This window comes from Litorivivens sp. (assembly GCF_057445395.1).
This window is the reverse complement of record NZ_JBVBUV010000026.1, coordinates 1-13,131: the sequence shown is the minus strand read 5'-3', so window position 1 is coordinate 13,131 and position 13,131 is coordinate 1. Positions and strand designations below refer to the sequence as shown.

The following is a 13,131-nucleotide window of genomic DNA, read 5'->3' as shown; positions in this document are numbered from 1 at the left end:
TGGATGCTATGAGCGATTACAAACACACTCTGAACCTGCCGCAAACGGCGTTTCCCATGAAGGCTAACCTGGCCCAGCGTGAGCCGGGTATGCTCAAGAAGTGGCAGGAAAGCAAGCTTTACAACGCGATTCGCGAGGCGCGCGCTGGACGTGAGAAATTTATTCTGCACGATGGCCCGCCCTACGCTAACGGCGATATTCACCTGGGGCATGCGGTCAATAAGATCCTCAAGGACATCATTGTTAAGTCGAAAACCCTCGAGGGGTTCGATGCACCTTATGTGCCGGGTTGGGACTGCCACGGTCTGCCTATTGAACTGAACGTAGAGAAGAAGGTCGGCAAACCAGGCCATAAAGTGGATGTGCGTACTTTTCGACAGAAGTGTCGCGATTACGCCAGCAAACAGGTTGCCGGGCAGCGCACCAGCTTTGAACGCCTGGGGGTCCTCGGAGATTGGGACGAGCCCTACCTCACGATGAACTACGCCTTCGAGGCGAATATCATCCGCGCTCTGGGTAAAATCGTGGACAACGGTCACGTGCATAAGGGCTTCAAGCCGGTGCACTGGTGTACCGATTGCGGCTCGGCCCTGGCCGAAGCGGAAGTAGAATACAAAGATAAAACCTCGCCGGCTATTGATGTGGCGTTTGCTGCCGTGGATGCGGCGGATTTCTCCAAGCGCACCGGTGTCACGGTCAACGCAGTGGATTTGGTGATCTGGACCACCACGCCCTGGACGCTACCCGCCAACCAGGCGGTGGCTCTGCATCCTGAGTTGGAGTACGTGGTTGCCGCCTACGGTGACCGTACTGTGGTGCTGGCGCGGGATCTGCACGAAAAAGCCTTGCTGCGCTATGGGGCTGAAAGTTTTGAAATTCTCGGTGATTTCGTCGGAGCTGCGCTAGAAGGCTTACAGCTGCAGCACCCTTTCTACGATCGGCAAGTGCCCGTCATTCTGGGCGACCACGTTACGGTCGATGCCGGTACCGGTGCAGTGCATACCGCTCCAGGCCACGGCGCCGACGACTTTGTGGTGGGCAGCAAATACAATCTCGACGTGCTGAACCCGGTGGGCGGTAACGGCGTGTTTCTCGATGACACGGAGTTGTTTGCCGGGCAGTTTGTGCACAAGGCCAATCAGCCGATTGTGGAATTGCTGGACGAACGTGGGCGGCTGTTGCACAACGAGGCCTACGAGCACAGTTACCCGCACTGTTGGCGACACAAATCACCGATAATCTTTCGCGCCACGCCGCAGTGGTTTATCAGTATGCAGCAAAATGGCTTGCTGAATACCGCCATGAACGCTGCCGACGAGGTGCAGTGGCTGCCTGAATGGGGCAAAGCGCGTATCGAATCCATGATGCAGGAGCGGCCGGACTGGTGTATTTCCCGGCAACGTACCTGGGGTGTGCCCATTGCACTGTTTGTGCACAAGCAAACAGCAGAGCTGCATCCCGATACGCCGGCGTTGATAGAACAGGTCGCGCAGCGTGTCGAAAAAGAAGGCATTGATGGCTGGTTTGAACTCGATGCGGCTGAGCTGCTGGGCGACGATGCTCAGCAATATGACAAAGTCACGGATACTCTGGATGTCTGGTTTGACTCTGGTGTAACTCACTTTGCCGTGCTGAATCAGCGCGATCAGCTGCAATACCCTGCGGATCTGTATCTGGAAGGCTCGGATCAACACCGTGGCTGGTTCCAGTCCTCGCTGCTGTCGGCCATCGCGGTGAACGGCAATGCACCCTACAAAACCGTACTGACCCACGGCTTTACCGTGGACACTAACGGTCACAAAATGTCGAAGTCCCTGGGTAATGTGATTGCGCCGCAGGAAGTGATGAATGACCTGGGTGCCGACGTGTTGCGGCTGTGGGTTGCGGCCACCGATTATCGCGGCGAAATGACGGTCTCCAAGGAGATCTTTAAACGTACCGCTGACTCCTACCGCCGTATCCGCAATACCGCACGTTTTCTGTTGGCGAACATGGCTGGTTTTGATCCGTCGTCAGATCTCGTGGCCAGCGACAATATGCTCAGTCTTGATCGCTGGATTGTGCATCACACGGCGCAGCTGCAGGAAGAGATTCGCGGTGCCTACAACCGCTATCAGTTTCACCAGGTCTATCAGAAACTGCATAACTTCTGCGTGGTAGAGTTGGGCGGCTTCTATCTGGATGTGATCAAGGATCGCCAGTACACGACCGGCGCCAACAGTCTGGCTCGCCGTTCTGCTCAGACCGCGCTGTACCACATCGCGCAGGCCATGACGCGCTGGATGGCGCCCATCCTTAGCTTTACCGCTGACGAGCTTTGGGACAATCTGCCGGGTGAGCAGTCCGGTAGTGTGTTCGTTGCCGAGTGGTACACTGATCTGGCACGTTTCGACGACCCTGAGCGTGGTGAAGGCTTCTGGAATCTAATTCAAGAGGTGAAAGCTTCCGTCAATAAAGCTATGGAAGAAGCCCGCAACAACAAGGTTATCGGCGGCAGTCTGCAGGCAGAGGTTACCCTGTATTGCGACGCTGCGCTGCGCGATGAGCTGGCCAAGCTCGGCGATGAGCTGCGCTTTGTGCTGATTACATCGAAGGCTGTGGTGGCAGATATTGCTGACAGCAGTAATGCGGTTAGCACCGACCTCGACAATCTGGAAGTCGCCATTACAGCCAGCGCCGGCAGTAAGTGTGCACGCTGCTGGCATCATCGTGAAGATGTGGGCTCGGTGGATTCTCACCCCGAGCTTTGCGTACGTTGTGTAGATAATATAGAAGGTGATGGTGAACAGCGCCGTTATGCATAGTCGCCGGATTATCCGGAATCTGGTGGAGACCGGCGTGATGCGCTGGTATCTATTTGCCTTCGCAATGGTGTTACTGGATCAGTGGACCAAGCATTTAGCGGACACCTACCTTTCCTATGGTCAGCCGGTGTATGTGTTGCCGGTATTTAACCTGACACTGCACTACAACACCGGCGCGGCATTCAGTTTTCTCAGTGACGCTGGTGGCTGGCAGCGGTGGTTTTTCATCGTGGTCTCGCTTGGCGTCAGTGTGGCTCTGGTTGTCTGGATGGCATTAATTAAAAATCAGCAGCGACTTCTCACCTTTTCACTGTGCATGATTCTGGCCGGAGCAGTGGGGAACCTGGTCGACCGGGTTGTGCTGGGCCATGTGGTCGATTTTATTTCCCTGCATTGGAATAATCGTTATTTTCCGGCCTTTAACTGGGCCGATACCTGTATTACCGTGGGCGCCGCCAGCATGTTGCTGGATATGGTGCTGCACCCGGAACACCGTTGAGATGACTATCGATACCCAATCGCGTATTACCCTGCACTTTGAGCTGGCCATGGACGATGGCGCGGTGGTGGATTCTACCTTTGAGCGAACACCAGCCACCTTTACCTATGGCGACGGCAGTTTGCTGCCCGGCGTTGAGAAAAAGCTGCTGGGTATGTGCGCGGGTGAGAAAAAGGATTTTGTGCTCAACCCCGAAGACGCTTTTGGCCAACCAAATCCAGCCAACATCCAGCATTTCAAGCGCGATCAGTTTGGCGCTGACATGGAGCTCGCTGAGGGTATGGTGATTTCGTTTGCCGATGCTCAGCGAGCGGAGTTGCCGGGGGTGGTACAGTCGATCAGCGACGATGAGGTTGTGGTCAACTTTAATCATCCGCTGGCGGGGCGTACACTGCGATTTACCGCAGAAATCCTCAAGGTGGAAGCCGTTAGCTCATGAGTGCTATTGAAATCCGAATGGCAAATCCGCGCGGCTTTTGTGCCGGCGTAGATCGCGCTATTGAAATCGTCAATCGCGCGCTGGATGTCTTCGGCGCGCCCATCTACGTTCGACACGAAGTCGTGCACAACAAGTTTGTGGTGGATAACCTGCGTGAGCGCGGTGCGGTTTTTGTCGATGAACTGCACGAAGTGCCAGATGATGTGATTGTCATATTTTCTGCTCATGGCGTTTCCCGAGCGGTGCGCGAGGAGGCGGAAGCGCGTGGTCTCAAGGTTTTTGATGCCACCTGCCCACTGGTTACCAAAGTCCATATGGAAGTGGTCAAATACAGTCGCGAAGGCCGCGAGTGTATTCTGATCGGCCACAAGGGCCATCCGGAAGTGGAAGGCACCATGGGGCAGTATGATGCCAGCGAAGGGGGGGCGATCTACCTGGTTGAAGATGTTGACCAGGTGGCTGACCTGCAGGTTCGCGACTCGGAGCATCTCTCTTTTGTAACCCAGACAACCCTGTCGATGGACGATACAGCAGCGGTTATTGATGCGCTGCGGCAGCGCTTTCCCTCTATCGAGGGGCCGCGCAAAGATGATATCTGCTATGCAACCCAAAATCGGCAGGACGCGGTCAAAACCCTCGCCGAGCAGAGTGATCTGGTGCTGGTCGTAGGTTCACCCAACTCCTCCAATTCCAACCGGTTGCGTGAACTGGCCGAGCGCCGTGGTTGTCAGGCTCACCTGATAGATGCGGCGGGTGATATCAAACCAGAGTGGCTCAAGGGGATTAAATGCGTCGGCATCACTGCTGGGGCCTCGGCACCTGAAGTGCTGGTGCAGGATGTTATTGCCCGTCTGTGTGAGTTGGGCGCATCTGTCCCCGTCGAGCTGGAAGGCCGCCCCGAGAACATTACCTTTTCATTGCCACGCGAACTGCGCTGGGTGGACGCCGCTAGCGAGTAGCGTCGCGCAGCAATGTGCGCGACTTGCTTCGTGTTCGCGAAGGTCGCGGGCTTATTGTGGTCGGCTCTGCTTCTGGCTGTTGCCGTTAGCGCTGACAGGTTTTCGCCGTCTTGAACGGTTTCTATTGCCTGGCGCCGCATTTTGATTTGTGTTGCGACGTGGCTTATGAACCGGGCGAATGGACTGGGAATCGGGCACTTCGTGATTCGGTTCAAAACCGTCCACGTATTCCCGCGGGATATTCTGCTTGATCAGTCGCTCAATCTGTTGCAACTGCTTGGCTTCATCCGCACTCACCAGTGATACTGCCTCACCGTCGGCGCCAGCGCGCCCGGTGCGACCAATGCGATGCACGTAGTCTTCGGCAACATTGGGTAAGTCAAAATTGACAACGTGGGGCAGCTGGCTGATATCGAGGCCGCGGGCTGCGATGTCGGTGGCAACCAGTACCTGAACTTTGCCTTCCTTGAAGTCCTGCAGTGCGCGCAATCGGGCTGCCTGACTTTTATTGCCGTGAATGGCGGCCGCCTTCACACCTGAACCGTCCAGTTTCTTTGCCAGCCGGTTGGCGCCGTGCTTGGTTTTGGAAAATACCAGCACTTGGTGCCAGTTTCGGGTTTGGATCAGCTCGAGTAGCAGGTCGGGCTTGCGCGCCTTATCTACCGGAGCCATCCACTGCTTGATGGTGGCAACGGTGGTATTGCGTGGCGTGACCGAGATTTCTTCCGGCTGGTTCATGATGCCTTTTGCCAGCGTTCGAATCTCGGGGGAGAAAGTTGCCGAAAACAGCAGGTTTTGACGCTTTTTCGGGAGCAGCGCCAGGATCTTGCGAATATCGTGGATAAAGCCCATGTCGAGCATGCGGTCGGCTTCGTCCAGCACCAGAATTTCCAGCTGATCAAAGCGCACGGCATTTTGCTGGTAGAGATCGAGCAGGCGACCAGGCGTGGCGACCAGAATATCGACACCTTTTCGCAAGGCCATCATTTGCGGGTTGATTTTTACCCCGCCAAAGACCACTGTGCTGCGAAGTTTGAGGTGTTTTCCGTAGTCGGCAACGCTTTGCCCAACCTGGGCGGCCAGCTCGCGTGTTGGGGTTAGTATCAGCGTGCGCGCCTGATTGGGCTTGGCGGGCTGTCCGCGGCTGAGCAATTCGAGGATCGGCAGCGTAAAGCCGGCGGTTTTGCCGGTACCGGTTTGGGCGGCAGCCATCAGATCGACACCTTTCAACACGACCGGTACGGCCTGTGCCTGAATGGGTGACGGTTTTTCGTAGCCTTTCTGAGCGATGGCCTGAAGAAGCGGCTCAGAGAGACCGAGGGTGGTAAAGGGCATATGTGTTCCGGAAGCGTTAATTCGACCTGTTAAAGGTAATGTTCGAGTCAGGTGAATCAAGGAAGAGTAAATGGTGCCCAGGAGAGGACTTGAACCTCCACCCCCTTGCGAGGACCAGCACCTGAAGCTGGCGTGTCTACCAATTTCACCACCTGGGCATAGATGGGAAGCGGGGCCATGTGACCCGAGGCGCGCAATTTACTGATACAAGGATGCTTTGTCAATGGCAGTGCGTATAATGGGTTTAAAATTTTGTTAATTCGCTATCAGCTGAGGTAAGCACTTTATATGGCAAAACGCCGTCCACCGGCCGACCCCCATGCCGAGCGGGAAGCCTCCCGCTATGAAAACCCCATCCCTAGTCGCGAGGCCATTCTTGAGGTTCTGGACGAAAAGCCACTCACTGAACAGCAACTGGCCAAACGCTTGGGACTCCGCGATGCGGATGCCGAGGAGGCGCTGCGGCGGCGAGTGCGTGCCATGCTTCGTGATCGTCAGCTTTCCGCCAGCAAATCAGGTCGTCTTGAGCCGGCGGCACTGGAAACGTGTGAAGGACTGGTGCAGGCCAACAAAGACGGGTTTGGTTTTGTGCTGCAGGAAGGTCAGGATATTTTTCTGACTGCATGGCAGATGCAGCGGGTGTTTGACGGTGACCGGGTGCGAGTTGCCATTGAAGGTTACGACCGTCGCGGTCGCGCTATGGGCAATATTGTTCAAGTGCTAGAGCGCAATACCCGACAGATAGTGGGGCGCTTTGATGTTCAGGAAGGCGAGCCATGTGTGTTGTGCGAGGGCAAGGTGTCCCATGTGGTCGCACTGGAAGATCTGGCGGGAACACAGCCGGAAATTGGCGACTACCTGACAGTGGCGATTACCCGTCAGCCGGAAATTAAAAAGCCGCCGCTGGGGCGTGTTGTCGAGATGCTGGGTGACATCAATCGGCCGGGGGTTGCTACCGATGTGGCGGTTCGCCAGCACGATATTCCTTATGAATGGCCGGAAGATGTTGAGCGCGAGGCGCGACGCTTCGCGGCTGAGCCCGGCGAGGAGGACAAGCAGGCGCGGGTGGATCTGCGCGAGCTGCCGCTGATTACCATTGATGGTGAAGATGCCCGCGATTTTGATGATGCGGTTTTTTGTGAGCCCAAGAAATCCGGTGGCTGGCGCCTGTGGGTGGCCATTGCCGATGTCTCGCATTACGTAAGCATTGGTTCAGCTCTGGATGAAGAGGCGCAGAAGCGCGCTACGTCAGTCTACTTCCCGGATCGCGTCGTGCCGATGTTGCCCGAGGCGCTCTCGAACGGTTTGTGTTCGCTCAAGCCGGAAGTTGAGCGTTTGTGCATGGTCTGTGAGATGACCATCAGTGCGCAGGGACGCCTGAGTGGCTATACCTTCTATGAAGGTGTAATGCGCTCGCATGCTCGGTTCACCTATAACGAAGTGGCCGCGCTGTTGACGGGTGAGGCAGATGCTGAGTTGCAGTCGCGTCGCAAAAGTTTTTTGCCGCAACTGCGCGATCTGCACGACCTGTATAAAGCCTTACGGTTTGCCCGTGATCAGCGTGGTGCCATTGATTTTGAAACCGTTGAAACCCGGGTGATCTACGACAAGCAGCACCGTATTGCCGAGATTGTGCCGGTTCAGCGTAATGACGCGCACAAGATTATTGAGGAGTGCATGCTGTGCGCCAATGTGGCAACGGCACGCCTGCTTGAGAAGAGTGAAATGCCCGCGCTTTACCGGGTACACCAGAGGCCCAGTGGCGACAAACTGAGCAACCTCCGCGCTTTTCTAGGGGAGATAGGGCTGGATCTGGGGGGCGGTGAGGAGCCCACGCCGAATGATTTTCAAGCGCTGTTGTCGAGTGTTGCTGAGCGCCCGGACGCCAGTGTGATTCAGGTGATGATGCTGCGCTCGCTCAAGCAGGCTATGTATCAGCCTGACAATCACGGTCATTTCGGTTTGCACTATCCGGCGTATGCGCACTTTACGTCGCCTATCCGTCGTTATCCGGATCTGCTGGTGCATCGCTGTATTCGTTATCTGCTGCGCAGTAACGCAGCGTTACCCCAGCTTGCGCCACAAAAAGGCGCCAAGAAACTCAAACCACAGGATATCTACCCCTACGATATGGGTGCCATGGTTGCGCTCGGTGAGCACTGCTCAATGGCTGAGCGCCGCGCCGATGATGCCAGTCGTGATGTGATGTCCTGGCTTAAGTGCGAGTACCTGACGGAGAAGGTAGGGGAGTCTTTTGAGGCGGTGATTACAGCGGTGACGGGGTTTGGGTTCTTCGCGGAAATGAAGCCGCTCTATATGGAGGGGTTGGTCCATATCGGCGCCCTCGGCAAGGACTTCTATCAGTTTGATGCCGCGCGACAGCGTTTGGTGGGCGAGCGCAATCGTGAGGTCTTTGCTCTGGGCGATACGGTCACCGTTCAGATCCTGCGGGTGGATGTTGAAGACCGCAAAGTGGATCTGGGGTTGGTGGGTGTTGGTACGAGCGCGGCCGGTAAGCCGCGCAAGTTAACGCGTCGGGAGCAGATCGCCAAGGGGATCTTTGACGACAAGCCGGGCGGTCAAAAAAACAAATCAGGTCGTGGCAAATCAAATGCAGGAAAGTCGTCGGAGAAAAGCGGTTCACGCAAGTCTCGCTCATCGCGGCGCCGGAAGAAGTAACGTGCAGGGGATGCAGCATTGAAAGAAACGGTATTTGGCCTGCACGCAGTGACGACTGTGCTGGAAAAGCGACCTGCGGATATTTCGCTGTTGCTGGTGCAGAAGGGGCGTCAGGACAAGCGTTTGCAAAGTGTTCTTGAATTGGCGGCGGCCAACGGCGTGGCAGTGCGTGCCGTGCCCCGAGATGCTTTGGATGAGCAGGTGTCCGGGCGTCATCAGGGGGTGGTTGCCGAGGTAAGTGTCGAGTCGTTGATCACTTACAGTGAAAAGCAGATTCCGGAGTTGTTGGCGGGCATTGCCGGTGCGCCTCTGGTATTGGTGCTGGACGGGGTGACCGATCCGCACAATCTGGGCGCCTGCCTGCGCAGCGCGGATGCGGCTGGTGTCGGGTTGGTGATCGCACCCAAAGACAAAGCGGTTGGCTTGACGGCTACCGTGCGCAAGGTGGCCTGCGGTGCCGCTGAAACCGTGCCCTTTGTGGCTGTCACAAATCTGGCGCGCACACTCAAGCAGCTGCAGGAAGCCGGATTGTGGCTAGTTGGCCTGGCGGGTGAAGCGGATCAGTCATTGTACGACGTAGATCTGACTGGCCCGGTCGCCATTGTGATGGGGGCGGAAGGCAGCGGCCTGCGTCGATTAACCCGTGAGCATTGTGATTTTCTGGCCAAGTTGCCCATGGCGGGGAGTGTCAGCAGTCTGAATGTGTCCGTGGCGACTGGTGTCAGCTTGTTTGAGGCGGTGCGCCAGCGCCAGCCTCAGTGATCACTGCCGCTGCTGTAGGCTAAAAATCAGCCGATTGTTCTTGCATCGGGCGGCGTACTTGCCTAAAATCCCGCGTCTTTATTTTCCGCCAGAGCCGTCTTTCGGCGCTGGCCTCCTTGCTGCACCGCTTGAGCGGGTGGCTTAACCCACAAGGAGATGCATTCATGCGTCACTATGAAGTTGTGTTCATGGTCCACCCGGACCAGAGCGAACAGGTTCCGGGTATGATCGAACGCTATACCCAGACAATCGAGAAAGATGGCGGCAAAGTACACCGTCTTGAAGATTGGGGCCGCCGTCAACTGGCCTACCCTATCGAGAAAATCCACAAAGCTCACTATGTTCTTATGAATGTTGAAGCTTCTGCTGAAGCCATGGAAGAGCTGCGCACCAACTTCCGCTTCAACGACGCTGTTCTGCGCGACATGATCATTCGTTGCGATGAAGCCGTGACTGAAGAGTCGCCCATCATGAAGGCTGAGAAAGAAAGCCGTGACCGTCGTGGTCGCAGCGATCGTCCACGTCGTGATGACAACGACAACAGCGACAGCAGCTCCTCTGATGACGACAACACGTCTTCAGATGAAAAATCGACAGCTGACGCTGACGAATAACAGCGGACAGCATTGGGAGAGTAAACATGGCACGTTTTTTCCGTCGTCGTAAGTTTTGCCGCTTTACAGCGGAAGGTGTTCAGCAGATCGACTACAAAGATCTGGACACCCTGAAAGCCTATATTTCTGAGACTGGCAAGATTGTTCCCAGTCGCATTACCGGTACCAAAGCCAAGTATCAGCGTCAGCTGGCCTCAGCGGTCAAGCGCGCGCGCTATCTGGCTCTGCTTCCTTACACTGACAGCCACCAGTAAGGGTTAGCGCGCCACGCTCATTATGCGCACTCTGGCTGAATTTATAATGCGAGGGCGCACTCAGGCCATAGCGGTCTCAGTGCTGAGCGTGGGTACCGTGTTTTTCGCGTGGGTTGGCGCCGCCGCAGTGGCGCTGGTGACCCTGCGCAAGGGAAGTTCCGAGGGTGGTTGGTTGCTGGCATGGACAATGGTGCCGGCGGCCTTTATCGCGCTCCAGGGCAGTGATCTGGGGCCAATTACCACCCTGATCGGTGTGTATATTGCGGCCTGTGTACTGCGGCTGGGAAGCTGGCCTCTGGCATTGCTGGTAATCAGTGCGTCGGGTTTGATTCTGGCGTTGCTGATGAATACTGTGGCCCAGGCTCAGTCGCAGCAGATTGCCGATATGCTGGCGATGTTGTCAGAGCAGTTGAGAGCTGGCAATCCGGACGTGCAGATGCCCGTTCTGTCGGCGACTGATGTAGCTGGCATGGTGGGTGCAATCAATGCCTGGACGGTGGTTCTAGGGTTGGCTCTGGCCCGCTGGTGGCAGGCGATGCTCTACAACCCGGGTGGATTTCGCAGTGAATTCCACGCGTTGCGATTGCCGCAGGCCTTGGCTGTCGGGTTGGTTCTGGGAATGTTGTTGCTGGCCAGCAGCGGCGCTTGGGCCAACTGGGCAATGATATTGCAAATGCCGCTGAGTGTGGCGGGATTTGGGCTGGTACACGCATTGGTGGCGCGCAGTCGCTTGGGCGTAGGCTCGCTGGTGATGTTTTACATGCTGTGGGCTTTGTTGTTGCCCTTGCGCTGGGTAGTGCAGCTACTGGCTGTAACCGACAGTTTTATTGATGTGAGAAAGCGTTTGCCTGTACGCCAAAGCGGCGAGTAAGCGCGAATAGAGGATGAAATCATGCAAGTCATTTTGCTGGAAAACGTAGGCAAGCTGGGCGAACTGGGCGACCAGGTCAATGTGAAGTCCGGCTATGGCCGCAACTTTCTGATTCCCTTCGGCAAGGCAGTTCCCGCCACCGAAGCGAACGTCAAGGAATTTGAACAGCGCCGTGCTGAGCTTGAAGCCGCTGCTGCTGAGAAGCAGGCAGCTGCTGAGAAACGTGCCGAGGCTTTGAGTGAGCTGGTTGTGACCATCGAAGCCAATGCTGGTGACGAAGGCAAACTGTTTGGCTCAATCGGTACTCGCGACATCGCTGAAGCCGTATCTAAGGCTAGCAACAGCGAAGTGGCCAAAAGCGAAGTACTGCTGCCAGAAGGTGTTATTCGTGAAGTGGGTGAGTATGAGATTGACCTCAAGCTGCACCCCGAAGTTACCACCACTATCAAGCTGACAGTCGTAGCTGAGCAGTAATCCGGCGCGCTGAGCAGACTGCCGCCATGGCTCCAGTGGGCGGCTGTTAAAAAGCATCCGTTCGCGGGTGCTTTTTTTTTGGTTGGTTATCCCCCAAAATGGTCGCCCGACCCCGATAATAAGATTCATGCAAAGCGAAACCTACGACGAAGCACCGCCGCCGTTTGACGATCTCGACGTGGCCTCCCTGAAACTGCCGCCCCATTCGCTGGAGGCGGAGCAGTCGGTGCTGGGTGGCTTGCTGATCCGTGGCGAAGCCTGGGATTCGGTCGCCGACCTGGTTAAAGAGTCGGATTTCTTTCAGCCGCGTCATCGCCATATATACGCCAAAATGGCGGAGCTGGTGGAAAGCGAACAACCCATCGACGTGGTAACGCTGGCAGAAGCTCTGGACAAGAGCGAGCAGCTGGAGAGCTCCGGCGGTATTGCCTATCTCGCCGAGCTTGCCGCCAACACGCCTGCGGTAGCGAATATCCGCGCCTATGCTGAGGTGGTTCGAGAGCGGGCGACCTTGCGCTCATTGATTGAAGCGGCCCAGCGCATAGCGGACAGCGGATTTCATCCGGATGGTCGCAACAGTGCCGACCTGCTGGATGCGGCCGAGCGCGAGATCATGCAGATTAGCGAGGATCGCCCAAAAGAGGGTGGGCCTCAGGCGGTTAACCCGCTGCTGAGCACGGCGGTAGATCGTATCGATGAACTGTTTCGCAGTGACGCTGCGCTAACGGGTCTCAGTACCGGCTTTAACGAACTTGATGATATGACATCCGGTTTGCAGAAATCGGATCTGATCATTGTGGCGGCGCGACCGTCGATGGGTAAAACCACCTTTGCAATGAACCTGGTGGAGCATGCGGTGCTTAATGACGACCGGCCCACGCTGGTGTTCAGTATGGAAATGCCGGCCGAGCAGTTGATGATGCGGATGCTGTCTTCCGTGGGGCGTATCGATCAGACGCGGGTGCGCACCGGCAAGCTTGATCAGGAAGACTGGCCGAAACTCAGTGCGGCGGTTAACAAGCTCAAGGACAGGCCCTTGTTTATAGACGACACCGCGGCGTTGACGCCCACCGAGGTGCGTTCCCGTGCTCGCAAGATCGCGCGTGAACATGGCGATCTGGGGATGATCATGCTCGATTACCTGCAGTTGATGCAGGTGGCCGGTCGCGCTGGCGAGGGTAGAACCGCCGAGATTTCTGAAATCTCACGCTCTTTGAAGGGGATTGCCAAGGAGTTCAATTGCCCGGTAGTTGCTCTGTCACAGCTTAATCGCGCCCTCGAGCAGCGCCCTAACAAGCGCCCGGTAAACTCGGATCTACGGGAATCCGGTGCGATCGAGCAGGACGCTGACGTGATCATGTTTATCTATCGCGATGAAGTTTACAACGAAGAGACTGATCAGAAAGGTGTAGCGGAAATCATTATTGGCAAGCAGCGTAAC

At 56.3% G+C, this 13,131-nt stretch carries 12 protein-coding genes and 1 tRNA gene; 11 read left to right on the top strand and 2 right to left on the bottom strand.

Annotated features, from left to right (window positions below):
* Positions 1-8: 8 nt before the first annotated feature.
* The 4 genes from ileS to ispH are packed head-to-tail and all read left to right on the top strand — an operon-like array spanning position 9 to position 4,701.
* Positions 9-2,804, top strand: a complete 2,796-nt coding sequence (gene ileS, locus AC222A_RS09525; RefSeq protein ID WP_372747293.1) for an isoleucine--tRNA ligase — start codon at positions 9-11, stop codon at positions 2,802-2,804.
* On the top strand, positions 2,797-3,303 hold the full coding sequence (gene lspA, locus AC222A_RS09520) for a signal peptidase II (RefSeq protein WP_372747292.1): 507 nt from the start codon (positions 2,797-2,799) through the stop codon (positions 3,301-3,303). The genes ileS and lspA overlap by 8 nt, the downstream gene beginning before the upstream one ends.
* Position 3,304: 1 nt before the next feature.
* Complete coding sequence (fkpB, locus tag AC222A_RS09515) at positions 3,305-3,742, top strand: FKBP-type peptidyl-prolyl cis-trans isomerase (RefSeq protein WP_372747291.1); 438 nt, start codon at positions 3,305-3,307, stop codon at positions 3,740-3,742.
* A gap of 5 nt (positions 3,743-3,747) precedes the next feature.
* On the top strand, positions 3,748-4,701 hold the full coding sequence (gene ispH, locus AC222A_RS09510; RefSeq protein ID WP_372796559.1) for a 4-hydroxy-3-methylbut-2-enyl diphosphate reductase: 954 nt from the start codon (positions 3,748-3,750) through the stop codon (positions 4,699-4,701).
* A 51-nt stretch (positions 4,702-4,752) separates the two neighbouring features.
* On the opposite strand, the gene AC222A_RS09505 is transcribed toward ispH, so the two are convergent.
* Both AC222A_RS09505 and AC222A_RS09500 read right to left on the bottom strand, forming a co-directional pair.
* The gene (locus tag AC222A_RS09505; RefSeq protein WP_486774897.1) at positions 4,753-6,036 is read right to left on the bottom strand and encodes a DEAD/DEAH box helicase; all 1,284 of its coding nucleotides are present in this window, start codon (positions 6,034-6,036) and stop codon (positions 4,753-4,755) included.
* Positions 6,037-6,107: 71 nt separating this feature from the next.
* Positions 6,108-6,194: transfer RNA gene (locus tag AC222A_RS09500), tRNA-Leu, on the bottom strand.
* A gap of 130 nt (positions 6,195-6,324) precedes the next feature.
* On the opposite strand from AC222A_RS09500, the gene rnr reads away from it, so the two are divergent.
* From rnr to dnaB, 7 genes are all read left to right on the top strand, one after another.
* Entirely contained in the window at positions 6,325-8,715 is a 2,391-nt protein-coding gene (gene rnr / locus AC222A_RS09495; RefSeq protein ID WP_486774896.1) for a ribonuclease R, read from the top strand.
* 18 nt (positions 8,716-8,733) lie between these two features.
* Positions 8,734-9,477 (top strand): 23S rRNA (guanosine(2251)-2'-O)-methyltransferase RlmB, encoded by a 744-nt coding sequence (gene rlmB, locus AC222A_RS09490; protein ID WP_372747288.1) that lies wholly within the window; start codon positions 8,734-8,736, stop codon positions 9,475-9,477.
* Positions 9,478-9,641: 164 nt separating this feature from the next.
* A complete protein-coding gene (gene rpsF / locus AC222A_RS09485) occupies positions 9,642-10,091 on the top strand; it encodes a 30S ribosomal protein S6 (protein WP_372747287.1) in 450 nt (149 codons plus the stop codon).
* 26 nt (positions 10,092-10,117) lie between these two features.
* Positions 10,118-10,345: a 30S ribosomal protein S18 gene (gene rpsR, locus AC222A_RS09480; protein ID WP_372747286.1), complete on the top strand. Its 228-nt coding sequence runs from the start codon at positions 10,118-10,120 to the stop codon at positions 10,343-10,345.
* Positions 10,346-10,391: 46 nt separating this feature from the next.
* Positions 10,392-11,216: a hypothetical protein gene (locus AC222A_RS09475; protein ID WP_372747285.1), complete on the top strand. Its 825-nt coding sequence runs from the start codon at positions 10,392-10,394 to the stop codon at positions 11,214-11,216.
* Between the two features lie 21 nt (positions 11,217-11,237).
* Positions 11,238-11,690 (top strand): 50S ribosomal protein L9, encoded by a 453-nt coding sequence (gene rplI, locus AC222A_RS09470; protein ID WP_372747284.1) that lies wholly within the window; start codon positions 11,238-11,240, stop codon positions 11,688-11,690.
* Between the two features lie 127 nt (positions 11,691-11,817).
* A partial coding sequence (dnaB, locus tag AC222A_RS09465; protein ID WP_486774895.1) for a replicative DNA helicase occupies positions 11,818-13,131 on the top strand: 1,314 nt, incomplete at its 3' end.